Origin of the sequence: Actinophytocola sp. (assembly GCF_036555685.1) — a bacterium.
Taxonomy (GTDB): domain Bacteria; phylum Actinomycetota; class Actinomycetes; order Mycobacteriales; family Pseudonocardiaceae; genus Actinophytocola.
The window spans coordinates 15,867-41,271 of sequence record NZ_DATBKY010000311.1 but is presented as its reverse complement, the minus strand read 5'-3'; the positions used below and the strand labels follow the sequence as shown (position 1 = coordinate 41,271).

The 25,405-nt window shown below is 72.4% G+C and carries 30 protein-coding genes; 17 read left to right on the top strand and 13 right to left on the bottom strand.

Going from position 1 to position 25,405, the window contains the following annotated elements; translation table 11 throughout:
• The 5 genes from VH969_RS33115 to VH969_RS33095 form a co-directional block, all read left to right on the top strand.
• Positions 1-1,273, top strand: a 1,273-nt coding sequence (locus VH969_RS33115) for a DUF1996 domain-containing protein (RefSeq protein WP_331981773.1), incomplete at its 5' end; no start/stop codon positions are given.
• A gap of 158 nt (positions 1,274-1,431) precedes the next feature.
• Entirely contained in the window at positions 1,432-2,838 is a 1,407-nt protein-coding gene (locus tag VH969_RS33110) for a DUF1996 domain-containing protein (protein ID WP_331981770.1), read from the top strand.
• Positions 2,839-2,879: 41 nt separating this feature from the next.
• The gene (locus tag VH969_RS33105; RefSeq protein WP_331981767.1) at positions 2,880-3,479 is read left to right on the top strand and encodes a ferric reductase-like transmembrane domain-containing protein; all 600 of its coding nucleotides are present in this window, start codon (positions 2,880-2,882) and stop codon (positions 3,477-3,479) included.
• Complete coding sequence (locus VH969_RS33100; protein WP_331981764.1) at positions 3,476-3,706, top strand: ferredoxin; 231 nt, start codon at positions 3,476-3,478, stop codon at positions 3,704-3,706. Before VH969_RS33105 ends, VH969_RS33100 begins: the two co-directional genes overlap by 4 nt.
• Before the next feature lie 19 nt (positions 3,707-3,725).
• On the top strand, positions 3,726-5,990 hold the full coding sequence (locus tag VH969_RS33095; RefSeq protein WP_331981761.1) for an NAD(P)/FAD-dependent oxidoreductase: 2,265 nt from the start codon (positions 3,726-3,728) through the stop codon (positions 5,988-5,990).
• Positions 5,991-6,392: 402 nt separating this feature from the next.
• On the opposite strand, the gene VH969_RS33090 is transcribed toward VH969_RS33095, so the two are convergent.
• The 5 genes from VH969_RS33090 to VH969_RS33070 form a co-directional block, all read right to left on the bottom strand.
• Positions 6,393-7,298 (bottom strand): asparaginase domain-containing protein, encoded by a 906-nt coding sequence (locus VH969_RS33090; RefSeq protein ID WP_331981758.1) that lies wholly within the window; start codon positions 7,296-7,298, stop codon positions 6,393-6,395.
• Positions 7,299-7,326: 28 nt separating this feature from the next.
• Positions 7,327-7,797, bottom strand: coding sequence for a hypothetical protein (locus VH969_RS33085; protein ID WP_331981755.1), 471 nt, complete (start codon positions 7,795-7,797; stop codon positions 7,327-7,329).
• A 52-nt stretch (positions 7,798-7,849) separates the two neighbouring features.
• On the bottom strand, positions 7,850-8,824 hold the full coding sequence (locus VH969_RS33080) for an acyl-CoA desaturase (protein WP_414638659.1): 975 nt from the start codon (positions 8,822-8,824) through the stop codon (positions 7,850-7,852).
• Between the two features lie 94 nt (positions 8,825-8,918).
• A complete protein-coding gene (locus VH969_RS33075) occupies positions 8,919-9,440 on the bottom strand; it encodes a YceI family protein (protein ID WP_331981752.1) in 522 nt (173 codons plus the stop codon).
• On the bottom strand, positions 9,437-10,012 hold the full coding sequence (locus VH969_RS33070; protein WP_331981749.1) for a class I SAM-dependent methyltransferase: 576 nt from the start codon (positions 10,010-10,012) through the stop codon (positions 9,437-9,439). The genes VH969_RS33075 and VH969_RS33070 overlap by 4 nt, the downstream gene beginning before the upstream one ends.
• Positions 10,013-10,142: 130 nt before the next feature.
• Between VH969_RS33070 and VH969_RS33065 the strand changes: the two genes are divergently transcribed.
• Genes VH969_RS33065 through VH969_RS33050 form a run of 4 tightly spaced genes read left to right on the top strand, consistent with a single transcriptional unit; the run spans position 10,143 to position 13,350 of the window.
• Positions 10,143-11,300 (top strand): sensor histidine kinase, encoded by a 1,158-nt coding sequence (locus VH969_RS33065; RefSeq protein ID WP_331981746.1) that lies wholly within the window; start codon positions 10,143-10,145, stop codon positions 11,298-11,300.
• Positions 11,288-11,950, top strand: coding sequence for a response regulator transcription factor (locus VH969_RS33060; RefSeq protein ID WP_331981743.1), 663 nt, complete (start codon positions 11,288-11,290; stop codon positions 11,948-11,950). The genes VH969_RS33065 and VH969_RS33060 overlap by 13 nt, the downstream gene beginning before the upstream one ends.
• Before the next feature lie 43 nt (positions 11,951-11,993).
• The gene (locus tag VH969_RS33055) at positions 11,994-12,542 is read left to right on the top strand and encodes an HdeD family acid-resistance protein (RefSeq protein WP_331981740.1); all 549 of its coding nucleotides are present in this window, start codon (positions 11,994-11,996) and stop codon (positions 12,540-12,542) included.
• Positions 12,543-12,576: 34 nt separating this feature from the next.
• On the top strand, positions 12,577-13,350 hold the full coding sequence (locus VH969_RS33050; protein ID WP_331981737.1) for an SGNH/GDSL hydrolase family protein: 774 nt from the start codon (positions 12,577-12,579) through the stop codon (positions 13,348-13,350).
• Positions 13,351-13,372: 22 nt separating this feature from the next.
• Here the strand turns inward: VH969_RS33050 and VH969_RS33045 are convergent, their stop codons facing one another.
• Positions 13,373-13,672, bottom strand: a complete 300-nt coding sequence (locus VH969_RS33045) for an early set domain-containing protein (protein WP_331981734.1) — start codon at positions 13,670-13,672, stop codon at positions 13,373-13,375.
• 154 nt (positions 13,673-13,826) lie between these two features.
• Between VH969_RS33045 and VH969_RS33040 the strand changes: the two genes are divergently transcribed.
• The 3 genes from VH969_RS33040 to VH969_RS33030 are packed head-to-tail and all read left to right on the top strand — an operon-like array spanning position 13,827 to position 15,717.
• Positions 13,827-14,276: a MarR family winged helix-turn-helix transcriptional regulator gene (locus VH969_RS33040; RefSeq protein WP_331981732.1), complete on the top strand. Its 450-nt coding sequence runs from the start codon at positions 13,827-13,829 to the stop codon at positions 14,274-14,276.
• Positions 14,273-14,707, top strand: coding sequence for an organic hydroperoxide resistance protein (locus VH969_RS33035; protein ID WP_331981729.1), 435 nt, complete (start codon positions 14,273-14,275; stop codon positions 14,705-14,707). The genes VH969_RS33040 and VH969_RS33035 overlap by 4 nt, the downstream gene beginning before the upstream one ends.
• Complete coding sequence (locus VH969_RS33030; protein ID WP_331981726.1) at positions 14,707-15,717, top strand: NADP-dependent oxidoreductase; 1,011 nt, start codon at positions 14,707-14,709, stop codon at positions 15,715-15,717. The genes VH969_RS33035 and VH969_RS33030 overlap by 1 nt, the downstream gene beginning before the upstream one ends.
• A gap of 12 nt (positions 15,718-15,729) precedes the next feature.
• On the opposite strand, the gene VH969_RS33025 is transcribed toward VH969_RS33030, so the two are convergent.
• Positions 15,730-16,212, bottom strand: coding sequence for an Lrp/AsnC family transcriptional regulator (locus VH969_RS33025; protein ID WP_331981723.1), 483 nt, complete (start codon positions 16,210-16,212; stop codon positions 15,730-15,732).
• 64 nt (positions 16,213-16,276) lie between these two features.
• Between VH969_RS33025 and VH969_RS33020 the strand changes: the two genes are divergently transcribed.
• Together VH969_RS33020 and VH969_RS33015 are read left to right on the top strand one after the other, a co-directional pair.
• Positions 16,277-17,128, top strand: a complete 852-nt coding sequence (locus tag VH969_RS33020) for an EamA family transporter (RefSeq protein ID WP_331981720.1) — start codon at positions 16,277-16,279, stop codon at positions 17,126-17,128.
• Positions 17,129-17,142: 14 nt separating this feature from the next.
• A complete protein-coding gene (locus tag VH969_RS33015; RefSeq protein WP_331981717.1) occupies positions 17,143-18,291 on the top strand; it encodes an MFS transporter in 1,149 nt (382 codons plus the stop codon).
• Positions 18,292-18,368: 77 nt separating this feature from the next.
• Here the strand turns inward: VH969_RS33015 and VH969_RS33010 are convergent, their stop codons facing one another.
• Positions 18,369-19,004, bottom strand: a complete 636-nt coding sequence (locus VH969_RS33010; RefSeq protein WP_331981714.1) for a phosphatase PAP2 family protein — start codon at positions 19,002-19,004, stop codon at positions 18,369-18,371.
• An 82-nt stretch (positions 19,005-19,086) separates the two neighbouring features.
• Here VH969_RS33010 and VH969_RS33005 point away from each other — a divergent pair, with 82 nt between their 5' ends.
• From VH969_RS33005 to VH969_RS32995, 3 genes are read left to right on the top strand one after another with little or no spacing between them, the layout of a single operon-like run.
• The gene (locus VH969_RS33005) at positions 19,087-19,542 is read left to right on the top strand and encodes a hypothetical protein (protein WP_331981712.1); all 456 of its coding nucleotides are present in this window, start codon (positions 19,087-19,089) and stop codon (positions 19,540-19,542) included.
• 10 nt (positions 19,543-19,552) lie between these two features.
• Positions 19,553-20,266 (top strand): DUF6882 domain-containing protein, encoded by a 714-nt coding sequence (locus VH969_RS33000; RefSeq protein WP_331981709.1) that lies wholly within the window; start codon positions 19,553-19,555, stop codon positions 20,264-20,266.
• A 56-nt stretch (positions 20,267-20,322) separates the two neighbouring features.
• Complete coding sequence (locus VH969_RS32995) at positions 20,323-21,309, top strand: cation diffusion facilitator family transporter (protein ID WP_331981706.1); 987 nt, start codon at positions 20,323-20,325, stop codon at positions 21,307-21,309.
• A gap of 91 nt (positions 21,310-21,400) precedes the next feature.
• Here VH969_RS32995 and VH969_RS32990 read toward each other — a convergent pair whose 3' ends face one another.
• From VH969_RS32990 to VH969_RS32970, 5 genes are all read right to left on the bottom strand, one after another.
• Positions 21,401-21,790 (bottom strand): DUF1761 domain-containing protein, encoded by a 390-nt coding sequence (locus VH969_RS32990; RefSeq protein WP_331981703.1) that lies wholly within the window; start codon positions 21,788-21,790, stop codon positions 21,401-21,403.
• 77 nt (positions 21,791-21,867) lie between these two features.
• On the bottom strand, positions 21,868-22,098 hold the full coding sequence (locus VH969_RS32985) for a hypothetical protein (protein ID WP_331981701.1): 231 nt from the start codon (positions 22,096-22,098) through the stop codon (positions 21,868-21,870).
• Complete coding sequence (locus tag VH969_RS32980) at positions 22,095-22,697, bottom strand: MFS transporter (protein WP_331981698.1); 603 nt, start codon at positions 22,695-22,697, stop codon at positions 22,095-22,097. Before VH969_RS32980 ends, VH969_RS32985 begins: the two co-directional genes overlap by 4 nt.
• 52 nt (positions 22,698-22,749) lie before the next feature.
• Entirely contained in the window at positions 22,750-23,961 is a 1,212-nt protein-coding gene (locus tag VH969_RS32975; RefSeq protein ID WP_331981786.1) for a nucleotide disphospho-sugar-binding domain-containing protein, read from the bottom strand.
• Positions 23,962-24,132: 171 nt separating this feature from the next.
• Positions 24,133-25,371 (bottom strand): styrene monooxygenase/indole monooxygenase family protein, encoded by a 1,239-nt coding sequence (locus VH969_RS32970; RefSeq protein WP_331981695.1) that lies wholly within the window; start codon positions 25,369-25,371, stop codon positions 24,133-24,135.
• Positions 25,372-25,405: the final 34 nt, after the last annotated feature.

The following is a 25,405-nucleotide window of genomic DNA, read 5'->3' as shown; positions in this document are numbered from 1 at the left end:
CGCCGAGGACCCCAACGCCGAGGACCCCAACGCCGAGGACCCGGGCGCGGGCCAGGGCGAGGAGCAGCCTCCGGCTGAGGACCCGGGCGCAGGCCAGGGCGAAGAGCAGCCCCCGGCCGAGAACCCCGGTGACAACCAGGGTGACAACCAGGGCGACAACCAGGGTGGCGACCAGGGTGACAACCAGGGCGACGACCAAGGTGACAACCAAGGCGACGACCAAGGTGACAACCAGGGCGACAACCAGGGTGGCGACGATGGTCAGGTCGACCCGAACTGCGTCGGGCCGTTCGCCGAGGACTTCGTCGACATCAACAACATCCAGCCGGCTGGCGAGAATGAGCCCCAGCCCGGCGAGAACGCCTCGACCGGTACGTTCACCGTCGACTGCGGCACCAACCAGGAGAACCACAACAACCCGGACAACCTGAACGCCGCTCCGGGTGTGCGCAACGGTGCCGAGCACACGCACGACTACGTGGGCAACGACAGCACGACCGCCGACTCGAGCAACGAGAGCCTGGCGGCCGCCGGCACGACGTGCAAGAACGGTGACAAGTCGACCTACTACTGGCCGGTCATCCGCCTCCGCCAGGCGGACCCGACCCAGGACCAGGCCGACCCGGAGAACCCGCACAACATCGGCACGATCCTGCACCCGTCCTCGGCCAAGCTCACCTTCAGTGGCAACGCGCAGAGCCCGGTCTCGGCGATGCCGGAGTTCCTCCAGGTCTCCACTGGCGACTCGAAGGCGTTCTTCGAGCGTGCTGGCTCCGGCAAGGACCGTGCGCACTGGACCTGCTCGGGCTTCGAGGACCGGTTCTCCAAGGACAAGTACCCGCTGTGCCCCGAGGGCAGCCAGACGATTCGCGTCCTTGAGTTCCCGAGCTGCTGGGACGGTCAGAACATCGACAGCGCCGACGGCAGCCACATCAAGTTCCCGGACGAGCAGACCGGTGCTTGCCCCGAGAGCAACCCCGTGGCGGTGCCGCAGATGACGTTCACGTTGTCGTTCGACATCCCGCCGGGCCAGCTGTTCGCGCTGGACACGTTCCCGAAGGAGCTGCACAAGCCGATCACCGACCACGGTGACTTCATCAACGTGATGAACGACGAGCAGATGCAGCAGGTTGTCGACGCCATCAACGGTGCCGGCGGCGACCAGGGCGGCGACCAGGGCGGTCAGGACCAGAACGGTGGTCAGGACCAGAACGGTGGCCAGGACCAGCAACAGGGCGAAGAGCAGGGTCAGCAGCAGCCTCAGGGCCGCTGACCTCGTTGCCCGAACCGATGCCGGCGGCGAGCTTCTCGCCGCCGGCATCGGTGCCACCACCGCGGACCTGATTCCGCCCGCGGCGTGGCCGTCACCACAGACTTCGCTCACCCCGACCGAGCGAAAACAGGGATCGACAAAAGAAAACCGAGGAAGAAATGCCGAGACATGAGTTACCGCGCCGCACCAAGCGGCGTCTCGCGGTCGCCGGAGTGGCCGCGGTGGCGATCATCGGTACCACGGTCACCGTTGGCATCATGGGCATCGCCTCCGCGCGCGACAACGCGGCCGCACCCACGCAGTGCCTCCCCGAGGCACCGCCTGCGTCAAGCGAGGTCCCCGCCCCGCCCCCCGCGAGCTCCGCCCCCGAGGAGCCCGCTCCCCCGACCGAGTCCGCCCCAGCGGAATCCAGCGAAGCCCCCGCCCAACCCCCCGCCGAACAGCCGCCCGCCGAGCAACCGCCCGCCGAGCAACCGCCGGCCGAGCAGCCGCCCGCGGACCCGGGCGCCACGGACACCCAGAACCCCACCCCGGCGAACCCCGAGAACTCAGCCAACCAAGGGCTGACCGCCCCAGCGGCCGCCCAGCCGAGCGAAAGCCCCGACGAGGCCGGTTCCCCGCCCGCCGTGCAGGCGCCCGAGGTGCCCGACGCCTCCGCGCAGCAGGAGTTCGGCAACGAGGACTGCGCCGCCAACATCGGTCCTTTCGCGACCGACTACGTGAACATCCGCAACGTGCGTGCCTCCAACCTGGCCCCCCGCCAGGGACGCAACGCCTCGCGCGGCACGTTCACCGCGCTGTGCGGCCAGAACGAGAACAAGCACAACAACCCGGACAACTTCATCGTCGCCCCGGGCGTGCGCAATGGTGCTCAGCACACCCACGACTACGTGGGCAACACGAGCGCGGACGCCAACTCCACCAACGAGAACCTGGTCCAGGCGGACACGACGTGCCGCCGTGGCGACCTGTCCACGTACTACTGGCCGATCATCCGCGTCCGCGCGGCGGCCGGCGAGCAGGACGTCGTCGACGAGGAGAACCCGCACAACGTCGGCACCGAGCTGTTCCCCGCCCGGGCGCAGCTGGTGTTCCGCGGCAACGCCACCGGCCGCGTCGTCGCGATGCCGCGGTTCCTCCGCGACATCACCGGTGACGCCAAGGCCGTCACCAAGGGACCGGCCAACGCGAACGCGAAGTGGACGTGCACCGGGTTCACCAACCGGATCACCACGAAGTACCCGCTCTGCCCGCGCGGCAGCAGCGTGATGCGGATCCTGGACTTCCCGAGTTGCTGGGACGGCCAGAACATCGACAGCGCCAACCACCGCGACCACATCAAGTTCCCGGACGCCCAGGGACGTTGCGCCGCGGGCACGAAGGCCGTGCCGGCACTGCAGATGCGGTTGACCTACAACGTCCCACGCGGTTCGCTGTTCGTCCTGGACTCGTTCCCGGACGAGAAGCACAGCCCGCTCACCGATCACGGTGACTTCGTGAACGTGATGCCGGAGGCGTTGATGAACCAGGTCGTGCGGTGCATCAACACCGGGCGGCGCTGCTAGGGAAATGAGCCGGACGACGAGGTACGAGGGAGGATAGAAGCGTGCTGCTACAGCTGGTAGCCGGCCAAGCCGGCGATGTCGACGTCGACGCCGGGGTCCTCGAGCTCGGTGCGGTGTCGGGCCGGCTGGCATACGCGATGATGTGCCTGTCGCTCACGTGGGGCGTGTTGGTCTCCGCTGGATGGGCCAACCGCCTCACGGGGCGCCAGGCGTTGCGCAGCGGGCACATGTTGCTCTCGGCGCTGACGCTGGCGTTCGCGTTCAGCCACATCATCTCCTTCCTCTTCCTCCGCACCGAGCTCTACTCGCTCGTCAACGTCTTCGTGCCGTTCAACGGCGGCGTGCAGCTGCGGCACACGATGGGCATCCTCGCGTTCGAGGGGATGCTCGCCGCGTCGATCGTCGTGGGCGCGCGGCGCTGGCTGGGCTACCGTCAGTGGCTCGGCATCCACCGGCTGAGCTACGTGGCGTTCGGGCTCGGCGTGGTGCACTCCTTCGTCGGCGCCTACAACAACGGCACGCTGTCGGGCATGTGGCTGCTGGGAATCACGTTCCTGGTGCCGGCGCTGACCGTGGCGATCCTGCGGTTCATGCCGTCGCGGGCGCTGACCACCTCCGGCCTTTTCGATGAGGCGCCATGAGAGCGAGCAAGCGTCAGAAGGCTGGCAACCAGCTCAGCGTGAACAACGACCACTGCCGTCGTTACGGCTTCTGCGTGGCGGAGGCGCCGTCGTTGTTCCAGCTCTCCGAGAACGGCGGGCTGCGCTACCGGCGCAACGTCGAACCCGAGCAGCTCGAGGAGGCGCGGGCCGCGGTCCGCTCCTGCCCGACGCTGGCCATCGTGCTGGCGGAGGGGAAACAGTCGTGAGCGTGGAGGAACCCATCTGATGAGTACGGACGAGCGCATCGTCGTCGTCGGTACCGGAGGCGCGGGCCTCCGGGCCGCCGAACGCGTGCGCGAGCTCGACTTCGCCGGTGAGCTGGTGATCATCGGTGAAGAGCCGTACCGCCCGTATCACCGCCCGATGCTCAGCAAGCAGGTCCTCACCGGCACGATCCGTCCTCGGGACGTCCTGCTGCCGACACACTCCGACCTGGACGCGATGTGGCGCCCCAAGACCCGGGCGGCCCGGCTCGACACCGAGGAGCACATCGTCTACCTGCCCGGCGGCGAGGAGATCGACTACGACGGGTTGATCATCGCCACCGGCCTGCAGCCCGCGCACCTGCCCGGCGCGCCACGCCACGACCCGCGCGTGCACGTGCTGCGCACCGTCGCCGACGCCGTGGCCGTGCAGAAGCTTCTCGCGCACGGCAAGGGCCGCGTCGCGCTGATCGGCGGCGGGTTCCTCGCCGGCGAGGTCGCGTCGGCCGCCCGCGAGCTGGGCCGGGACACCACGATCATCATCCGCGAGCCCACGATGCTCGACCACATCCCGGGCTTCGACGTGAGCGAGACGGTAACCGCGCTGCAGGAGGCCAACGGCGTGCGGCTGGTGACCGACGCGACGGTCCAGCACTGGTACACCGACTCCGCCCAGGGCGTCACGATGCACCTGTCCACGGGCGAGGTCGTCGTCGCCGACTGCGTCGTGCTGTGCGTCGGCGGCGTGCCCGCCACCGACTGGCTGCGCGGCTCCGGCCTGCTCATCGACGACGGCGTCCTCTGTGGACCGACAACGCACGCGCACGGCGTGGACGACGTCGTGGTCGCCGGGGACGTCGCGCGCTGGCCGAACCTGCGCTTCGACACGGTGCCACGCCGGGTCGAGCACTGGCTCAACGCCGTGGAGATGGGCCGCGCGGCCGCGGACGCGCTGCTGGCCGGCCGCGAGATGGCCGAGCCGTACACGCCGCTGCCGAAGTTCTGGTCCGAGCAGCACGGCGTGCGCATCCAGGGTGCCGGGATCCCCGCGCTCGCCCAGGACACGGTGTCGCTGACCGAGGCCGTGCCGATCAGCGCGAAGATCACCGGCTACGTCGCGAGCGGTTCGCTCGTCGGCATCCTCGCGTGGGACAGCCCGCGCGGCATGCTGCACTACACCCACGTGCTGAACCACGAGACCACTCAGGACATGCGGCGCCGGATGGCCGAGCGGACCGAGGAGGAGGCCGCGCCGCGGGTCGAGCCGGTCGCGCGTACGCGCCAGGCCCGGCCGGTGCCGCCGACCGCCGAGAAGATCCAGCCGATGCCGCAGCCGGCCATGGCGGCCGACGTGGCGCGCCAGCTACCGGTCCGCCCGCCGATACCGCGTCCGGCCATGGTGGGTCAGCCGTCGATTCCGGCGATGAACCCCGTCCTGCGGTCGAACCCGGGCATGCCCCCAGCACACCCGTCGATTCCCTCGATGCCGCCGGCGACGCAGTCCTCTCCCGGCATGCCGCCCGCACAACAGTCCTCGCCGGGCATGCCGCCGGCAATGCAGTCCTCGCCGGGCATGCCGCCGGCAATGCGCTCGAACCCGGGCATGCCACCCGCGCATCCGTCGATCCCGTCGATGCCACCCGCGCATCCGTCGATTCCCTCGATGCCACCGGCACAGCAGTCCTCGCCGGGCATGTCACCCGCCATGCGCTCGAACCCTGGCATGCCGCCCGCGACACACTCGTCACCAGGGATGCCACCGGCGCGACCCAACCCCGGCGCGCCACGGGCACGGCAGTCCTCACCGGGCATGCCACCGGCGCGACCCAACCCCGGCATGCCACGGGCACAACAGTCCTCACCGGGCATGCCACCCGCGCGACCCAACCCCGGCATGCCACGGGCACAACAGTCCTCACCCGGCATGCCCCCGGCCCGGCCCGGCCCGGGCATGCCACGGGCACAACAGTCCTCACCGGGAATGCCGCCCGCGACACAGTCCTCACCGGGGATGCCGCCGGCACAACAGTCCTCACCCGGCATGCCGCCGGCGCGGGGTGGGCGGCCGCCGCAGCGTCCCGACACACCGATGTACTCGCCGCTGCACGCCTCGATGACCGGTCCGCTGCCCGGGCCCGTCCCCGACCCGGTCCCGGCCCCGATCTACGACCCGCCGGGCACCGTGGATCCGGCGCAGTACACCCCACCGCTGTCCGGCCCGGCCGACTCGGCCGATCCGGCGATCATGGAGCTGCCGCCGATCGACGCCTGGCGGAAAGCGTCATGATCATTGACAACAGAACTGCCACAGCCGCGGCACCCCGTGGGGTCGGGAGGCGCCGATAGGTCGGCCGGCCAAATCGCCAACATTTATCCGGAACCGACCGCCGAGCGCCGCGGCAACCCCGGCCCAGGCCGCGGCAGTGGTGGATCCGCGGGGTGGCCCCCGGCATGCAGTCGCCGGCCCTCCCCCCACGCCGGTGACCGTCGCGGTCACCACCCCCGGATCCGGGCACCGACACCGGCAACGGCTGGCCGGTGTCGGTGCCCCCTTTTCATGCGACCGTGCTCGTCAGCACGCCGTACACCGACGCCGGCAGGTCCGCCGGGTCGTCGGCCAGCAGTGCGACGTAGCCGTCCGGCCGGATCAGCGCGTACGCCGCGCCGTAGGCATCGCCGGCCGCGCCCCCTAGAGACTTCCGAAGTACCGCAAGGCGGCCTCGACGCCGCCGCCCTTGCTCAATGCGACCATCAGCGCCAGCCTGGCCTGTGTCGCGGTGAGCCCGTTCGCGCCGATCGCGCCCATCCGTTCGGCCATCCCGATGTCCGTGGTGTGCGCGCGGGACGCCACGATCACCGGAATGTCCATCTGGGACAGCTCCATGATCGTGCCGAACAGCTCGACCGGGACGTTGCCCGCGCCCGTGCCCTCGAGGACGACGCCGCGCGCGCCGAGGTCGGTCACCGTCATCAGCAGCGACGCCGGCATGTCCGGGTACGTCTTGACGAGCGCCACGTCCGACTCCGGCTCGCCGCCGACCACGGGCGGCCGGGTGGGCGGCGTGGAGGTCAGCCGGACGCGGCCGTCGACGAGCCGGCCCAGCATCGGGTGCGGCGCGGACGTGAAGCCGTCCGCGAGCCGGACCCAGCGTGCCGCGTGCAGCTCGTTCCGGACACACACCACCGCACCCGCGCCGCGCAACGCCCGGTCGGCCGCCGCGGTGAGCGCCGCCGCGAGGTTCGCCGGGCCGTCGGGTGCGGCGGCGGACAGCGGGTGGAACGCGCCGGTGAACACGATGCCGCCACGCGCGGGGCCGGCCAGCAGGTCCGCGAGGAACGCCGTCTCCTCCAGCGAGTCCACGCCGTGCGTGACGACGACGCCGTCGAACTCGTCCTCCGCCAGCGCCTTGCGCACGCGGCGGGCCAGGGCGAACTGGGTCGATACGGAGGTGTCCCACGACGGCTCGGCCAGGACGTCCTCGACGACTACGCGCTGTGGCGGCGGGCCCGCGAGCTCGAGCAGCTCGCGGCCGGTGGCCACCCCGGCCGCGCGATGGGCGATCGTGTCGCCGGTCGCCACGAGGAGCAGGGTCATACCACCACTGCTACCACGGCCGGGCCGGTCAGAACCAGCGGACCCAGTGCCCGTTCCGGCACACCAGCGGCTCGAACCGCCTGGTCAGGGCGAACGCGCCCTCGTCGGCGCACTTCCCGCCGGGCTTGACGAACCGCGGCGGCCCGCCGGGGCGGACCACGGTCGGCCGTGGGCGCGGTTTGGGCTTCGCGCTGGTCTTCGGCTTGATGACGGCGGTCTGCGCGCCGACGACGGGGGCCGCGATGGTCACGTCCGGCTCGTGCGGTGGGTTGACCTCGGTGGACTCCGAGCCGCCGCCCGCGTCGGTGATGGTCGGGATCGGCGGGTTGGTCACGGCCTCGTCGTCGTCCCCGCCGCCGATGCCGACCAGCAGGAATCCCGCGATCAGGCCGGCGACGACCACCAACCCCGCGACCTTCAGGACGAGCAGGAAGGTCTCGTTCTCGGTGCGGGCCGCTCGGCGCCGGGCCCGCAGCCCGGGCAACCCAAGCCGCGGCATGCCGTCATCTCCGTCGGTCGTCGACCAGGACGACCCCAACGTAACCGGATCGTCAACCGGCCGCTCGCCGGGGCTGTGCCTCCAGGCTGACCAGCCGTTTCGCCGTCGGCCACCGCACGTCGTGCACCCAGCCCAGCTTCTCGAGGAGCCAGATCAGCCGCGCGGAGATGTCGATCTGCCCGCGCCGGACGCCGTGCCGCGCGCACGTCGGGTCGGCGTGGTGCAGGTTGTGCCACGACTCCCCCATCGACAGGATCGCGAGCGGCCAGAAGTTGGCCGACCGGTCCCGCGCGGCGAACGGGCGGTTGCCGATCAGGTGGCAGATCGAGTTCACCGACCACGTGACGTGATGCAGGAACGACACGCGCACGAGACCCGCCCAGAAGAACGCGGTGAGCGCGCCCTGCCACGACCACGTGAAGAGCCCGCCGAGTGCGGCCGGGGCGAGCAGCGTGACCGCCGTCCACAAACCGAACTGGCGGTGTACCCGCGCGATGTCCTTGTCCGCCAGGAGGTCGGGGGCGAAGCGCTCGGCGTTGGTGAGGTTGCGGTCGAACAGCCAGCCCATGTGGGCGTGCCAGAACCCGCGAACCAGCGCGATCGGCGAGGTGCCGTACCGCCACGGCGAGTGCGGATCGCCGTCGCGGTCGGAGAACGCGTGGTGGCGGCGGTGGTCGGCGACCCAGTGTGTGATCGGGCCCTGCAGCGCCATGCTGCCGACGATCGCGAGCACCACCCGCACCGGCCGCCGGGCCTTGAACGAACGGTGGGTGAAGTGCCGGTGGAAGCCGACGGTCACGCCGAGGCACGTGGCCACGTAGAACGCCGTGGCCAGCCCGACGTCGAGCCAGCCGAGCCCCCAGCCCCACGTCAGCGGGACGGCGGCGAGCAGGGCCACGAACGGCCCGACGATGAACAGGTAGGTCCCGATCTGGGGAGCCAGCCCGCGTGGCTCCCCGTGTAAGGGCCGGACCCCGCCGGCGCTCGTGGACCTGGTGGACTTCGCGGCAGTCGTCAATGCCGTCACCCCGACTTCGCTGGACCTATGTGTACTGAGCACATCAGGTCGCTGCCGAGAACGCCAGCCCCAGGCGGGCAAATGGGACGTGAACGTCACCGGCTCAGCCGGCCACCACGTCCAGCGTGAGCGTCAGCCGGCGGCCGGCGAGGCCACGACCGGCGGTGATGCCGAACGCGTACCGGTCGACCCGGGCCCGGGCACGCAGCCGCACGCCCTGGCCCGCCGTGGCGAGCGAGAGGATCCGGACGGGCACCGGGTTGGTGCGGCCGCGGACGGTCAGCGTGCCGTGCAGGACCCAGCCGCCCTCCGTCCGTTCCAGGTCGGTCGACGCGAACACGATGTCGGGGTGGCGGTCCACGTCCAGGTAGTGCGCGGAGCGGACCTCGGTGTCGCGCGCGTTCGAGCCGGTGTGGAAGCTGTCGGCCGCGACGACCGCGCGAGCCGCGGACCCGGCGGGGTCGCCGGCGACCCGGATGTGCCCGTCGCGCAGGCGGAAGGTGCCACGGACCGGCGCGAGGCCGAAGAGGTGGCGGGTGGCGAAGGAGATCGTCGACCGGTCGGGGTCGACGCGGTACTCCCCGGTGGCGGGAATCGCCACGGTGTCGGTGGTCGTGCTGGTCATCTCGTGTCCTCTCCGGTGTGGGCCGGGCGCACTGCGGCGCCGGCGATGTGCGGGATGGCGACGCCGAACGGGCCGGCGCGCGTGTTGAGGCGCAGCTCCACGACGTCGAAGCCGGCGCGCTCGATGGCGGGCAGGGTGTCGCGGTCGGCCCGGCAGCGGTCGCCGGTCAACGCGCCCAGGGCCGTGGCGACGTGCTGGGCGCGGCGCAGCCAGGTGCCGCGCGGCGCGGCGACGTGCTCGGCGAACACGTATCGGCCGCCCGGGCGCAGCACCCGGAACAGCTCGCCGAGCGCGGCGGCCTGGTCGGACACCGAGCACAGCACGAACGTGGCCACGACCGCGTCCACGCTGCCGTCGTCCTGGTCGAGCCGTTCGGCGCGGCCGGACCGCACCTCGGCGTGGCGGCCGAGCCGGTCCGCTTCCGACCGGACCAGGTCCCGGCGCCGGGCGTTCGGCTCGACGCCGATCCACCGCACCTGTGGTGCGTAGTGCCGCAGGCTCGTGCCCGCACCCGGCCCGATCTCGAGCACGGTGCCGCGCAGCGAGCCGAGGAGTGCCGTCGTCTCGTTCATGCCGGAAGCGTCGCGCCGGGCGGGTGTCCGGCACATCGGTCGCGCGGTCGTACCGGAGTCGACCGCGGTCGTGGGCCATGTCGACTTTGGTCGCTGTCCGCGCCCGTGCGGGCGGCCGTACGCTCGGGACGTGGACCCGGCGATCACGTGCGAGCAACCGCGGTCGGCGGCGTGGATCCGCGTCACCACCGTGGCCGTGGCGGCGTGCGTGGTCGCGTCGGCGTTCGGGGAGTACAGCTCGGGCAGCCGCGGCGCGTTGTTCGCGCTCGAGATCGCGGTCGGCGTCGCGGCTGTCGCGTTGGTGCCCTTCCTGTTCCGGCGTCCGGTCGCGCCGGCGCTCGGGCTCGCGGTGCTCGCCGCCTTGGCGCCGACCGCCACGCCGGCGTCGACCATCGGCACCCTGCAGGTCGCCCGGACCCGGCCCGCGCCGGTCGCGGTGGGCGTCGCGGCGGCCGGGATCGCCGGACACCTGCTGCGGTTCCTGTGGATTCCGACGGCGGGGCTGCCGTTCGGGTGGTGGGCGCTCCTCGTGGTCGTCGCGCACGCGGCGCTCGTCGGCTGGGGCATGCTCGGCGCCGCCCGCAGCGCGCTGATCGCCTCGCTGCGGGAGCGCGCCGAGCGGGCGGAGGCCGAGCAGGGCAGGCGGGTCACCGAGGCCCGCGCCGCCGAGCGGGCGGCGATCGCCCGGGAGATGCACGACGTGCTGGCGCACCGGCTCTCGCTGCTGGCGACGTATGCCGGCGCGCTCGAGTACCGGCCGGACGCGCCGCCGGAGCGCATGTCGGAGGCGGCGGGCGTGATCCGGTCGAGCGCGCACCAGGCGCTCGACGAGTTGCGCGACGTGATCACGCTGCTCAACGACGACCCGGCCGAGGACGAGCCGGACCGGCCGCTGCCCGCATTGGCCGACCTGCCCGGGCTGGTGGCGGAGACCCGCGCGGTCGGCACCCCGGTGGAGGTGCGTGACGAGGTCGCCGACGCGGGCACGCTGCCCGGCCGCACCGGCCGCACCGCCTACCGGGTCCTGCAGGAGGCGCTGACCAATGCCCGCAAGCACGCGCCCGGCCAGCCGGTGTCCATCGCGCTGGACGGCACGCCCGGGGCCCGGCTGGTGATCGAGGTACGGAACGCGCTCCCCCGCGAACCCGTTGCCGTGCCGGCGATCCCTGGTGCCGGGCGCGGGCTCCTCGGGCTCACCGAGCGGGTCCGGCTGGCCGGTGGGCGGCTCGACCACGTCGCCGGGCCCGGCGAGTTCCGCCTGCACGCGGAGCTGCCGTGGCCGGGCTGACCCGTCCGGTCCGGGTGCTGGTCGTCGACGACGACGCGCTCGTCCGGGCCGGGCTGACCATGATGCTCGACGGTGCCGACGGCGTGGCCGTCGTCGGTGAGGCGGCCGACGGCGCGGTGGTGCCGGCCGAGCTCGACGCGCACCCGGCGGACGTCGTGCTGATGGACCTCCGCATGCCCCGGGTGAACGGGATCGCCGCCACGCAGCGGGTCCGCGCGCGGCCGCGCCCGCCCGAGGTGATCGTGCTGACCACGTTCGACACCGACGAGAACGTGCTGCGCGCGCTGCGCGCGGGCGCGTCCGGGTTCCTGCTCAAGGACTCCCCGCCCGCGCAGATCGCCGACGCCGTGCGCCGGGTCGCCGCCGGCGAGCCGATCCTGTCCCCGCGGATCACCCGGCGGCTGATGGACCGCGCGGCGACCGAGGCCGGCGCGTACGACCGGGCCCGCTCGGCACTGTCCGCGCTGTCCACACGGGAGCACGAGGTCGCGCTGGCCGTCGCGGAGGGCCGGACGAACGCGGAGATCGCGGGCCGCCTGTTCGTGTCGGTGGCCACCGTGAAGGCACACATCACCCGCATCCTCACCAAGCTGGAGCTCGGCAACCGCACGCAGATCGCGCTGCTCATGCACGACGCCGGCCTGGCGTGATCCACCGGTTGCCGCCGTCTCGCGACAGGTCGAGGATGTTGCTGTGCTTGAGCTGCTGAGCCGCCGCTGGCACCTGGTCGTGCTGCGTGGCGTCGTCGCCATACTGTTCGGGGTCATCGCCATCGCCTGGCCGGCGATCACCGTGCTGGCGCTCGCGCTGCTGTGGGGCGTCTACCTGCTCATGGACGGCATCTCGTCGATCGTCATGGGCATGGGCCGCGGCACCGACCGCATGTACATGATCCTCATCGGCGTCCTCGGCATCGCCGCGGGCGTGATCTCGCTGGTGTGGCCGCACATCACGGTCGTCGTGCTGCTGTTGCTGATCGCCGTGTGGGCGATCGTCGCCGGTGTCCTGCAGATCGCGGCCGCGATCAGGCTGCGCAAGGTCATCGACAACGAGTGGTTCCTCGCGATCACCGGCGTGGTGATGCTGATCCTCGGCCTGCTGCTGATCGTCCAGCCGGCCGAGGGCGCGATCGGGCTGCTGATCGCCATCGCCACGTTCGCCATCGCCTGGGGCGTCGTGCTGGTGGTGCTCGGCTTCCGGCTGCGCCAGCTGCGCCACCACGCACCCGGCGCCGCGGTTTGACCGCTGCCCGGCACCTCGCGTTTACCCTGGGGACATGTCCTACCGGAGGTACGTCGCGATCGGGGACAGCTGCGCCGAGGGGCTCGACGACCCGTATCCCGACGGCCGCGGGTTCCGCGGGTTCGCCGACCTGACGGCCACCCGGCTCGCCGAGGTCGAGCCGGATCTGCACTACGCCAACCTGGCCGTGCGGGGCCGGCGGCTCGACCAGATCCTCGCCGAACAGGTGCCGGTCGCCACGCGCCTGCGCCCGGACCTGGTGACGCTGTTCGGCGGCGGCAACGACGTCCTGCAGGGACGGATCACCGGGCTGGCGGCGAACCTGGACGCGATCGCCGGCGCGTTCGCCGGGATCGCCCGCACGACGGTCCTGTTCACGCTGCCCGACCTCGCCCGCCGGCTGCCCGGCATGAGCTGGCTGCGGCCCCGGGTCGACGTGCTGAACGAGCTGATCATCGCGACCGCGGCCCGGCACGGCACGCTACTCGTGGACGTCCGCGAGGACCCGTGGGCCGAGGACATCCGGCTCTACGGCGCGGATCGGCTCCACCTCGGCGAGCTCGGCCACCACCGGGTCGCCGGCCACCTGCTCACCGCGCTCGGCGTCTCCCCCGGCGACTGGCTCGCCCCGCTGCCCTCGGCCGTGCGCGAACCGGTGTGGCGCGCGGTGGTGCGGCAGTGGAACTGGGTGCGCCACCACGTGACGCCGGCCGTGCACGGCGCGGTCCGCAACAAGCTGATCGGCCGCCAGCCCGGCGACGGGTTCGTCGCCAAGCGCCCGGAGCTCGCGCGCCTGATCGACCGGTAGGGCCCGGCTTCGTCCGCAGCGGCTAACGCCCGGTGGACGCCAGGATCACGCTGTCGTCGCCGATCTGGCGCACGTCCGGGTGCTCGGTCTCGTTGCACCAGTGCCCGCCCTCGCCGAGGTAGCGGAAGCGCACGCTGGTGCCGTCGGGCACGGTGACGGCGACCGAGCGGGTGCCGTTGCTGCGGGTGCGCAGCTCGTGCGCGCCCGGGCGCCATCCGTTGAAGTCTCCGACCACGCTGACCCGGCCTTTCGGGAACTCGGGGCGCAGCACGAACGTGAGGCGGACGCCGCGCCCGGCGCGGTCGCGATCGATCCGGAGCATGGCTCTGCCAGGTCCTTTCGTCGTCGGGTCGGGATCGACACCAGGATGGCGGAACCGGGGCGCCGGCGCGATTCGGCACGCCGTGCGCGGCGCGTGACGTTACCTCGCACACAATTAGGTTGTGCACAACTTACCTGCCGGTAACGTCACGGACGTGGACGAGCTGCGACTGGACCGGCAGGTGTGCTTCGCGCTCTACGCCGCGTCCCGTGCGGTCACCCAGCTGTACCGGCCCGTGCTCGACGCGTTGGGCCTCACCTACCCGCAGTACCTCGTGCTGCTCGTGCTGTGGGAACGCGGCCCGGTCACCGTCAAGGAGCTCGGCGCCGCGCTCGACCTCGACTCCGGCACCCTCTCCCCGCTCCTCAAGCGGCTGTCGGCGGCCGGGCTCGTCGCCCGGGACCGCCGCGAGGACGACGAGCGCTGCGTCGAGGTCCGGGTCACCGCCGCCGGTGAGCGCCTGCGGGCGCGGGCGGCCGGCGTGCCACGCAAGATCGCGAAGGCGACCGGGCTGCGTGCGGCGGAGCTCGCCGAGCTGCGGCGGACCCTCATCGCGCTGACCGAGGTGGTCGGCGCGCAGCAGTTGACCCCCGACGAGACATGAAGGAGACGATCACCGTGGAGGCGTTGTACGTGGCAAGGGCGACCTCGACCGGCGCGGGCCGGCAGGGACATGTCCGCTCCGACGACGGCATCATCGACTACGACCTCTCGATGCCCAAGGAGATGGGCGGCGCGGGTGGCACGGGCACGAACCCCGAGCAGCTGTTCGCGGCCGGCTACGCGGCCTGCTTCCACAACGCGCTGCTGCGCATGGCCCGGATGGCGAAGGTCCGGATCCCCGGCTCCTCGGTGTCGGCCGAGGTCGGCATCGGCCGGGCCGGCGAGGGCTTCGGGCTCGCCGTCACGCTGGTCATCGACATCCCGGACGTCGACCACGCCCAGGCCCAGGAGCTCGTGGCCGCCGCGCACCGGGTCTGCCCGTACTCCAACGCCACCCGCGGCAACATCGACGTCGAGCTGAAGGTCGCCTGATGCCCACCACGACCCGGGAGATCCGCCTCGCCCGCCGCCCGCGGGGCTGGCCGTCCCATGAGGACTTCGAGCTCGCGGCGACCGAGCTGCCCGACCCCGCGGAGGGCGGGCTGCTGGTGCGGAACCTGTACATGTCGGTCGACCCGTACATGCGGCCGAAGATGAACGACGTCAAGTCGTACACGCCGCCCTACGAGGTGGGCGAGGCGCTCTACGGCGGCGCAGTGGGCGAGGTCGTGGAGTCCCGTGTGGACGGCTACGAGCCGGGCGACCTCGTGCTGCACCAGCTCGGCTGGCGCGAGCACGCGGTGCTCGACGCGCGGACGGTCCGCAAGCTGGACCGGATTCCCGGCGTGTCGGTCTCGCACTACCTGGGCGCGCTCGGGATGACGGCGCTGACCGCGTACGTCGGGCTGTTCGACAAGGCCGAGTTCAAGCCCGGCGACGCCGTGTTCGTGTCCGGCGCGGCCGGGGCGGTCGGCACGATGGCCGGCCAGTTCGCGCGGCTGCGCGGCGCGTCGCGGGTCGTCGGCAGTGCCGGGTCGGCGGAGAAGGTCGCGTACCTGACGGACAAGCTCGGCTTCGACGCGGCGTTCAACTACCGCGACGGCGACGTGCACGGCCGGCTCGCGGCCGCCGCGCCGGAGGGCATCGACGTCTACTTCGACAACGTCGGCGGCGAGCACCTCGAGGCCGCGATCGCGGAGCTGCACGACCACGGCCGGGTCGCGCTGTGCGGGTCGGTGTCGGAGTACAACGCGACCGAGCCGGCACCCGGGCCGCGCAACCTCGGCCAGATCGTCGGCAAGCGGCTGAGCCTGCGGGGCTTCATCGTGCTGGACCACTACGACCGCTTCCCGGACATGATCCGCGACGTGTCGGGCTGGCTGACCAACGGCGACCTCGTGGCCGACGAGACCATTGTGGACGGCGGGCTGGACAGCGCCGTGGACGCGTTCCTGGGCATGCTGCGCGGTGCGAACACCGGCAAGATGGTCGTGCGCCTCTAGGTCGGCTCCACGTCACAGTCCTGGCGGGCGGGGCTCGACGGGCGTGGCGACTACGAACGAGGTCGTCGTCTGTCCGAAGAGGAGGAAAGCGTCGAGCACGCCCTCCAGGTCCTCGACCGCGGGCACGTGCACCTTGAGCAGGAAGCAGTCCTCGCCGGAGATGCGGTGGCACTCGCTGACCTGCGGGGTGCTGCGGGCGAGCTCGGCGATCTTCGGCAGCTGGCCGGGGCCCGGGCGGATGCGCACCCACGCGGTGACCGGCAGGCCGATGGCGGCCGGGTCGATGTCGAGGCGGTAGCCGCGGATCACGCCGGCCCGCTCGAGCCGGCCGACCCGCTCGCGGACCGCGGGCGGGGACATGCCGACGGTGCGGGCCAGCTCGGCCGTGCTCTGCCGCGGGTTCCCGGCGAGCGCGGCGAGGATGGTGCGGTTGATCTCGTCGAGGGTGACCGCCGGCAAGCCGTTCGGCGGTCTGGCCGTCCTGATCGAAGGCATTTCCGTCCTTGTCCCGTCGGTTCGCGCTGTGCTTAGCGGGTGCGGCCTTCGAGGATAGCTCTTCGTGAGGCGCCTTCCACCACACGCGTACTTCGTGGTCAGCGCGGTCTTCCACTACCTCGGTCCCGCGTTCGCCGTGCTGCTGTTCGCGCGCGTCGAGGCACTCGGCGTCGCGTGGCTGCGCGTCGCCTCGGCGGCGGTGATCTTCGCGCTGTGGCGCCGGCCGTGGCGGGTGTGGCGGTCGCTGGACCGGGCGACGCGGTGGCTGCTCGCCGGCTGGGCCACGGTGCTCGCGGTGATGAACAGCTGCTTCTACCTGGCGATCGAGCGGCTGCCGCTGGGCACGGTCGCGGCCGTGGAGTTCCTGCCGGTGATCGCGCTCGCGGCGATCGCGACGCGGACCGGCCGCAACGCGCTCGCGCTGCTGCTCGCGGTCGGCGGCGTGTACGTGCTGAGCGACGTGCGGCTGGTGGCCGCGCCGCTCGGGTTCGTGTTCGCCGCGGCCAACGCGGTGCTGTTCGCGCTCTACATCGTGCTGGGCCACCGGGTCGCGCGAAGCCCGCGGGTGGGCGGGATCGACGGGCTGGCGCTCGCGATGCTGATCGCCGCGGTGGTCGCCGCGCCGATCGGCTTCGCGGACGCGGTGCCCGCGTTCACCGATCCGGTGGCACTGCTGGCGGGGATCGGCGTGGGCGTGTCGTCGTCGGTGATCCCGTACGTGTGCGACCAGCTGGCGATGGCCCGGCTGCCGCGCGGGACGTACGCCTTGCTCGTCGCGCTGCTGCCGGCCACCGCGACCGTGATCGGCATCGTCGTGCTCGCCCAGGTACCGAGCGTCCTCGAGGTGCTCGGCGTGGCGCTCGTCGTGGCCGGGGTCGCGGTACACCGAGATCAACAGGAATACGCTGACGCCTGAGGAAGGGCGGCGGCATGGCGCGGTGGTCGGTGGTCGTGGGGTACGCGCTGCTCGGCGCGGTGACGCAGGTCCTGTGGATCACCTACGCGCCGGTAACCGACGCGGCCGCGAGCTACTACGGGGTGTCGGACGCCGCGATCGGCTGGCTCGCGAACGTGTTCCCGTTGCTGTACGTGCTGCTGGCCGTCCCGGCCGGGATGGTGCTGGACCGCTGGTTCCGGGGCGGGCTCGCGCTGGGTGCGGTGCTGGCGGCGGCGGGCGCGCGGGTGCGGCTGGCGCCGGGGTACGGCTGGGCGCTGGCCGGGCAGCTGCTCGTCGGGGTGGCGCAGCCGCTGGTGCTGAACGCGATCACCGGTGTGGCGTCGCGGAACCTGCCGCCGGAGCACCGGGCCACGGGCATCGCGATCGGCTCGGCGGGGACGTTCGCCGGGCTGATCGTGGGGTTCGGGCTCGGGGCGGTCTTCGCGTCGCCGTCGGGGATCCGGCCGCTGCTCGCGGTGCAGGCGGGCATCGCGGTCGCCGTCGGGCTCGCGGTACTGGTCGTCCTGCGGCGCCCGGCACCGTTCGCGGCGGAACGCGCGGCGGCCACCGGGTTCGGCGCGTTGCGGCTCGCCTTGCGGGATCCGGGAATCCGGCGCCTGTGCGCGCTGGTCTTCGTGCCGTTCGGGGTGTTCGTGTCGCTGTCGACGTTCCTGCAGCCGCTGCTGGAGCCGGCGGGCGTGCCGGAGGCGACGGCCGGGTTGCTGCTCGTCGCGAACGTGGTGGCCGGCGTGGTCGGGTGCGCGGTCGTACCGGTGTTCGCCAGCAGGCGGCGGCTCGAGGTGACGGTCATGGGGCTCGCGCTCGCGGTGACCGCGCTGGCCTGCGTGGCGCTGGCGACCGTGCCGGGCCTCGCCGTCGGGTTCGTCGCGGTGATCGCGCTCGGGCTGGCGCTGCTGCCCGCGCTGCCGATCGTGCTGGAGCTGACCGAGCGGCGGGCCGGTGCGGCCGAGGGCACGGCGACCGGACTGATCTGGCTCAGCGGCAACCTCGGCGGCCTGGTGCTGGCGGCGGTGGTGGGGGTGCTCGTCGAGGCGCCGCCGGTGGCGTTCCTGTTGCTCGCCGCGCTGAGCGTGCTGACAATGCCGCTGCTGCGCTCGCTGCGTCCGGCAATTCAGCGGTAGGCCCGGCCCGCGGCCGCCGCAAGCTTCGAGGTCATGGCACACATCGACCTGGGCGTCGAAGAGACCCGCGGAACGCATCATCGCGGAGGGCTACCACTCCTGACCCGGTCCCGCGCGGCGCGGTCGTAGACCAGCAAGCAGACCGCGAGCCAGAGGGCGCCGATGAGCCAGCCGGCCAGGACGTCCGTCGGCCAGTGGACGCCCAGGTAGACGCGGCTGATGCCGACGGCCGCGATCAGGAGCGCGCCCGCCACGAGCACGGCCGCGCGGGCGCGGCGGCTGGCGAGGTGGCTCGCGGCCAGCGTGGTCAGCACGCCGATCACCGCGGTCGACGTCAGCGAGTGGCCCGACGGGTAGGCCCAGCTGTTCACCAGCACCAGGTGCGCGTCGCCCGGGCGGGCCCGCTCGACGAGGTTCTTCAGCACCGGGCTCAGCACCAGCGCGCCCGCGGTCGTGCCGCCCACGAGCACCGCCTCGCGGCGCCGCCGAGCCACGCCGAGCCACACCATGACGCCGAACGCGAGCGTGACCAGCACCGCCGAGCTGCCGATCGTCGTGAACGCCGTCATCACCGCGGTCAGCGGCCGCGCCCGGTGCTCGATCAGCCAGTCGCGCGTCGCGACGTCGAGCGCGACCAGCCCACCCAACGACGCGGTCAGGGCCGCGACCGCGAGGACCAGCGCGCCGAGGACGGCTATCCGGACGGCGGACACGACTCCACGCTAGGCCAACCGGGCGAACTCGACCGCGCGTAGCCTGGACACCTCATACCCCCACGGGGTATACATACGACCCATGACGACGACAACCACCGCAAACCGCCGGTTCGCCTTCCACTACGTCGAGATGGTCATCGCGATGTTCATCGGCATGGGCGTGTTCGCGCCGGTGTGGCACGCGGTGTTCGCGGCGCTCGGCTCGAACGCCATGGACCGCACGGACGTGATGGCGATGTCGATGGCCACGGACATGGTCGTCGGGATGTCGCTGTGGATGTGGTTCCGCGGCCACACCGCCGCCCCGATCGTCGAGATGGCCGTCGCCATGTACCTGCCGTTCGCGGTCCTGCTCGTCCCGCTGTGGCTCGGCGTGATCGGCGCCGGGTTCCTGATGACCGGGGGCCACGTCCTGATGCTCGGCACGATGCTGCTCGCGATGCTCTACCGGCGCGAGGATTACAGCTGCAAACACCACAACCGCTGGTCCCGCCGGCAGCGCGAAACGGCCACGGATCCCGCGACCGCTGATTAATGTCCAGGACGTGCCGACGTTCACCGAGCTGCTCGATGACGCAGCCCTGCTCTCCTTCGAACACCAACTGCATCTCGCCGACGTGCTCGGAGACCACTCCTGGCACGTCGACCTGGCTCGGCCGGCATTCGACTTCACCGGCGCGACACCCCGCACCTGCAGCCGGGTGCACCTGCTCGGCAGCGCGGCACCCGGACCCGGCACGTGGCTGTGGGGCTGGGCCAACCCGACCGACTACCCGACCGCGGTCATCGGCCTCGGCGAGTACGTCCGCGACTTCGGCCGTAGGCACGCGATCCCCGAGCTCGCCGAGCCGGAGGTGCCGTTCGCGAGCCTGCCCGGCTCCCCCGGCGACCCGCACCTCGTCGCCGGCATGTTCCTCGAGGCGGCGAAGGCCGTCTCCAACGTCTGGACGAGCTATTGCGGCGAGGTCGCGGGCGGCACGCGCGCCGCGTTCCTCCTCGAGCACCCCGACTTCGCCCTCCCCCCGCCCGATCCCGCGCGCGTGACCCGGATCCTCACCGAGACGACCGCCGAGCTCGAGCTCCGCGACCCGCGCCGCGCGCTGCACTCCTACGCCGCACGCCGCGGCCTCAACCCGGCCTTCGACCCGAACGGCTCGCGGCTCACGATGAGCGGGCCGGGCCTGGCCCTGACCGTCCACTTCGGTCCAGACGGCCGGGTCGGGGAGATCACCTCGTCGATGGGCGCCGCGACGTCGTAACCGCGCCGGGTGCGGGTTCCCCGGCTAGGGTCAGTAGCCGGACCCCGGGAGGCGAGATGGCGGAGCAGGAACGCTCGGAGAGCATGCTCACCGTGCTCATCGCGCTCGGCGCGAACCTGGCCATCGCGATCCTAAAGCTCATCGCCGGCCTGATCACCGGATCCGGCGCGATGCTGTCGGAGGCCGCGCACTCCGTGGCCGACACGTTCACCGAGGCGCTGCTCCTCACGGCGCTGCGCCGCTCGGAGAAGCCGGCGGACCGGCGGCACCCGTTCGGCTACGGCAAGGAGCGCTACTTCTGGTCGCTGATGGCCGCCGTGTCGATCTTCACCTCCGGTGCGCTGTTCGCCTTCTACGAGGGCTTCACCACGATCTTCGGCGAAGGCCACGAGCAGAGCAGCGTGCTGATCGGCTACCTCGTCCTCGCGGGCGCGTTCGTGCTGGAGGGCATCTCGTGGCTACGGGCGCTCAAGCAGGTGCGCACGGAGTCGGCCGCGGAGGGGCGCTCGCTGCGCGAGTATCTACGGCTGCTGGACGACCCGACGGTGAAGACCGTGTTCTTCGAGGACAGTGCCGCGCTGGTGGGCGTGCTGCTCGCGTTCGGCGGGCTCGCCATGCACGACATCACCGGCCAGGCGTTCTGGGACGGTATCGCCTCGGTGCTCATCGGCGTGCTGCTGGCGTGCGTGGCCTACCTGCTGGGCCGCACGAACATGGGCCTGCTGATCGGCCGGCAGGCGGACCCGAACGTGGTGTTCGCCATCCGGAAGTACCTGCGCGAGGTGGACGAGGTGGTGGAGGTGGTCGACCTGCTGACGATGGTCACCGGTACCGACCGCGTCCTGCTGTGCGCCCGGCTCGACTTCGTGGACGGCCTGACCTCCACCGACCTCGAGCACGCGTGCGTCCGCATCGCGGGTGATCTGTCCGACCGCTTCGGCGACCTGGACGAGATCTTCCTCGAACCAGTCCCCCGCACCGATCCGAACCTGCGCGCCCGGGTCCTCGCGCGCTACGGCCCCCGCCCGCCGGAGCAGCACTAGCCGGCTCGCACCACCCGGGGCCGTCGAGTGCGGCAGGACCTGCGCCGGGCCGAGCGGCCCGCGGGGGGCGCGCCAGCGCGTACCGGCGCGCCTACTGCCACAGGCCCACGACGAGGGCGACGAGGATCGCCTTGAGCAGCCAGTCGCCGGCGTGCAGGGCCGCGAGCCGCCACGGGACGTCGTCCCAGACGATCGAGCCGGTGAGGATCGTGACGGGAAACGCGAGCCAGACGCCGAGGCCCAGCAGCAGGATCGTGCCTGGGCCGGCGATGTCGAGCCGCGTGACGGCGACGGCGATCGAGGCGGCGATGACGAGGCTGCGGAGCAGCTCGACGCCGACCTTCCACGCGGGCGGCCGTGATCCGGCGGCGGGCTCGGTGCCGAGCAGCCCGGCACGCAGCTTGTCGAAGGCGGAGTAGTAGACGCTGCTGGCGACGAACGCGGCGACGGTCGCCACCGCGACGGCCCAGAGGTTGATCATCTCGGTTCTCCCGGTCCGGGCGCCCCGGCCGGGGCGCCGTCACCCGGGACGTAGAGGCCGGCCGGCGGTTCTCGACATCACCGCACGGGGAAGTCCCGCCAGGTGCGTATCGGCGACAGCAGCGCGGGCAGGGGCGAGGCGAGCAGGATGCCGGCGCAGAGCCACAGCGTCGGTCGCGTGCCGAGCCATTCCGCGCACGCGCCGCCGGCGAACCCGCCGAGTGGCACGCTGCCCATCGGCAGCAGGCGGGTGACGGCGGTGACCCGGCCGAGCAGCTCCGGCGGGCACGTCGCCTGCCGATAGGTCACCGCGGCGACCCCGGTGCCGGCGAGGCAGAAGCTCGTCCCGAACGCGCCGACGACGAACGGCGCGAGGCCCGGTCCGGTCCGGTGAGCGGTACGAGCAGGAAGCAAAGGCCGGCCGCGACCACGGCGACCAGGAGGTACCGCGCGCTGCCGAAGGCGCCGGCGAAGCGGGCCGACAATGCCGAGCCCGCGACGCCGCCGGCCGCCGCCATGCCGAGCAGGACGCCGTACGCGGCGGCGTCGAGGCGCAGGTCGCGGAGGAGGAACACCGGCTGGATCGCGTACCACGCGCCGAATGCCAGGTTGCCGGTCGACGCCATGAGCAGGATCGCGCGCAGGCCCTGGTCGGCGAGCACGAACGCGACCCCGTCGCGGATCCGCCGTTCCCGCCGCGGCGCGGCCGAGGCGGGCTCGGGCGTGCCGATACGCGCGAGCACCGCGGCGGAGAACGCGAGGCGGCCCAGCGCGACGAGGACGCCGACCTCGAACGCGCTCGCGTCGAGGGCGACCACCGCGACCAGCGGCAGGGCGACGCGCGTGATCTGGTCGCCCAGCTGGCTCGCGACATCCGCGGTGACCATTCGCCGGAACCCGCTCCGCACCTGGCGATCATGGCGCAGTGCCGGCGCGGGTTCGGCGAGTTTCGCTCTCGGCCTACCCGGCGACGATCTTGGCCAGGCCGGCCAGGCCCGGGGAGCGGGCGATCTCCGCGCCGATGCGGGCGCTCGCCTGCTGGTAGCCCGGGTCGGCGAGCACCTTGCGCACCGCGGCGGCGACCTTCGCCGGGTCCGGGTAGTTCGTGTTCAGGTCGAGGCCCACGCCCGACCAGCCGACCCGCGTGGTGACCTCGATCTTGTCCTCCGTCCGGCCGGCCACCACCAGCGGGACGCCGTGCTCCATCGCGTAGTGGACGCCGCCGTAGCCGCCGTTCGAGACCATCACGTCCGTGCGCGGGAGCAGCTTGTCGTAGGGCAGGTAGGGCGCCACCCGGACGTTGCCGGGCAGCGGGAAGTCCAGCGTCGACACGTCGCGGCCGCCGGTGCTGACCACCACGAGCACGCCGACGTCCGCCAGGCCCTCGACCGCCGGGCGGATGAGCTGGCGGTAGTCCTTGTTGGCGACCGTGCCCTGGGTGACGTGCACGACCGGGCGGGCCCCGTCGTCGAGGTCGCCCCACCAGTCGGGGACCGGCACGTCCGACACCGCGCCACGGCTCATCGGGCCGACGAAGTGGACGGTGTCCGGCAGGCCCGGCCGCGGGTACTCGAAGCCCGGCACCGTGAACTGCACGACCGCGTCCGCCCGGGCGGTCCAGTCGAGGACCGGGCCGTCGATCGCACGGCCGGTCGCCGAGAAGAACACCTTCTCCGCCAGCCGTTGGACCTGCTTGAACACGATCAGGTCGGCGGCCGCGGTGAGCACCGCGTTGCGCAGCCGCCCGAACGGGCCGCGCATGGGCGGGACACCCATGCCCGTCGGCGCGACATCGGGGTGGCGGATGGACATCGGGAGGATGCCCAGGTTGATCACGCGCGGCCGGTCGGGCCGGGTGAGCATCGCGGCCGCGCCGGCGAACAGGGTCTCGGCGAGGATGGCGTCCACCGGCTCGTCCTCGATCGCGGCGTCGATCGCGGCGAGCTGCGCGCCCGCCGGCGCGATGAAGATCGTGCACAGGTCGTACCGGATGCCGTCGGCGCCGGTGCGGCCGATCCGGCCGGGGAACGACGCGTCCATGTCCGAGTCGTCGTAGTCCGCCTCGCGGGGCAGCGGCAGGAACGTCGCGCCGGTCGCCTCGACCTTGTCCCGGTATCGCGCGCCGGTCAGGAACCGGACCGAGTGCCCTTGCCCGGCGAGGTGGCGAGCCACCTCCAGCAAGGGGGTCACATGCCCGTGAACCGGGACACTGCACACGAGATAAGAGGGCATTTCATCTCCGCTTCACCGCGACCGCAGGGCTGTAAGGGCGTCGGCACCTGCGGCGGAAGTGTTACGGGCCTGACGGCCGGTAGCCCGCGGAGAACGCAGCGTCGGCGGGACTCAGCGAGCCGGAACCGACGCCTCCGCGAGGAAGGACGCCGCCTTCTCCGGGTCCATGAACCAGTGCTGGAAGTCCGTCGGGTCCGCGAAGCCGTTCACGAAGCGGCGTGCCACCACGGGGTTCTGGCTCGCCGCGCCGATGATCTCCAGCACGTGCGGGGGCGGCGGCTGCAGCATCGCGTTGGTCCAGTCCGTGACGTGCTGGGCGTAGTGCCAGTACCGCTCGAACGTGCGTTCCATCCACGCCCGGTCGAAGGGGCCGTCGTGCGCGAGGATCTCCTGCAGGTACATCTCCGCGCAGTGCGTCGCGTTGTTCGAGCCCTGCCCGGTGATCGGGTCGTTCGCCACGACCACGTCGGCCATGCCCAGCACCACGTTGCCCGACGGCAGCTCGCCGACCGGGCGCCGCACGACCGGCGTGTAGCCGCCGATCAGCGAGCCGCCCGGGTCGGTCATCACCGCGTCGCGCGAGCGCTCGTACTCCCACGGCAGGTACGTGCGCATCAGCTCGAGGGTGCGCCGCAGGTGCTCGTCGGGGTCCGGCCGGTCGCCGAACACGTCCAGCGGGCCGCCGGGGATGCCCTCGAAGAAGAGGATGTCGCAGTTCCCGGTCGTCGTGAGGCACGGGATCATGAACAGCTCGCCGGCCTCGGGGATGATGTTGAACCGGACCGCGGTGTAGTCCGGGTGTTCCGGGCGCGGCCCGACGCCGTGGGCGTAGACGACTGAGAGCATGCGCTGCGGGGCCGTGTACGGCGAGCGCGCCGGGTCCCGGTCGAACAGCTGCACCAGCTCGCCCTTGCCGGCGGCGACGACCGTGAGGTCGTACATCCCGGCGAGCTTGTCCAGGTCCGCGGTGGTCACGCCGTGGATGACGAGCTGCCCACCACGCTCCTCGAACAGCTCGAGCCAGCCGGCCATCTTCACCCGCTGGTCGACCGACCGGCCGGGCGCGTCGAGCTTGGCGACCCAGTCCAGCGCCCGGCTGCCGTCGGGCGCCGCGATCGACACGCCGATGCCCTCGAACGGGGTGGTCTCCTCCTCCCACAGGTTCAGGCCGTGGTTGCGTTCGTGCGCCAGCGCCGGTTCGAACTGCGCCTGGGTCGACATCACCCGGCCGTCGCGGATCTCCTCCGGGGTGCGCGCCGACATGACGGTCACCTCGAAGTCGTGCTCCAGCAGCGTCAGGGCGAGTTGCAGGCCGGACTGGCCGGCCCCGACGATCAGCACCTTGCGCATTGTGTTGACTGCTCCTCCGGACGGGTACAGAAAG

Bases quoted from the DNA above. Each gene is read 5' to 3' on its own strand.
- VH969_RS33110 (WP_331981770.1), top strand. From the start codon at position 1,432: ATGCCGAGACATGAGTTACCGCGCCGCACCAAGCGGCGTCTCGCGGTC.
- VH969_RS33100 (WP_331981764.1), top strand. From the start codon at position 3,476: ATGAGAGCGAGCAAGCGTCAGAAGGCTGGCAACCAGCTCAGCGTGAAC.
- VH969_RS33095 (WP_331981761.1), top strand. From the start codon at position 3,726: ATGAGTACGGACGAGCGCATCGTCGTCGTCGGTACCGGAGGCGCGGGC.
- VH969_RS33090 (WP_331981758.1), bottom strand. From the start codon at position 7,298: ATGACCCTGCTCCTCGTGGCGACCGGCGACACGATCGCCCATCGCGCG.
- VH969_RS33085 (WP_331981755.1), bottom strand. From the start codon at position 7,797: ATGCCGCGGCTTGGGTTGCCCGGGCTGCGGGCCCGGCGCCGAGCGGCC.
- VH969_RS33075 (WP_331981752.1), bottom strand. From the start codon at position 9,440: ATGACCAGCACGACCACCGACACCGTGGCGATTCCCGCCACCGGGGAG.
- VH969_RS33070 (WP_331981749.1), bottom strand. From the start codon at position 10,012: ATGAACGAGACGACGGCACTCCTCGGCTCGCTGCGCGGCACCGTGCTC.
- VH969_RS33050 (WP_331981737.1), top strand. From the start codon at position 12,577: ATGTCCTACCGGAGGTACGTCGCGATCGGGGACAGCTGCGCCGAGGGG.
- VH969_RS33045 (WP_331981734.1), bottom strand. From the start codon at position 13,672: ATGCTCCGGATCGATCGCGACCGCGCCGGGCGCGGCGTCCGCCTCACG.
- VH969_RS33035 (WP_331981729.1), top strand. From the start codon at position 14,273: ATGAAGGAGACGATCACCGTGGAGGCGTTGTACGTGGCAAGGGCGACC.
- VH969_RS33030 (WP_331981726.1), top strand. From the start codon at position 14,707: ATGCCCACCACGACCCGGGAGATCCGCCTCGCCCGCCGCCCGCGGGGC.
- VH969_RS33025 (WP_331981723.1), bottom strand. From the start codon at position 16,212: ATGCCTTCGATCAGGACGGCCAGACCGCCGAACGGCTTGCCGGCGGTC.
- VH969_RS33015 (WP_331981717.1), top strand. From the start codon at position 17,143: ATGGCGCGGTGGTCGGTGGTCGTGGGGTACGCGCTGCTCGGCGCGGTG.
- VH969_RS33005 (WP_331981712.1), top strand. From the start codon at position 19,087: ATGACGACGACAACCACCGCAAACCGCCGGTTCGCCTTCCACTACGTC.
- VH969_RS32995 (WP_331981706.1), top strand. From the start codon at position 20,323: ATGGCGGAGCAGGAACGCTCGGAGAGCATGCTCACCGTGCTCATCGCG.
- VH969_RS32990 (WP_331981703.1), bottom strand. From the start codon at position 21,790: ATGATCAACCTCTGGGCCGTCGCGGTGGCGACCGTCGCCGCGTTCGTC.
- VH969_RS32970 (WP_331981695.1), bottom strand. From the start codon at position 25,371: ATGCGCAAGGTGCTGATCGTCGGGGCCGGCCAGTCCGGCCTGCAACTC.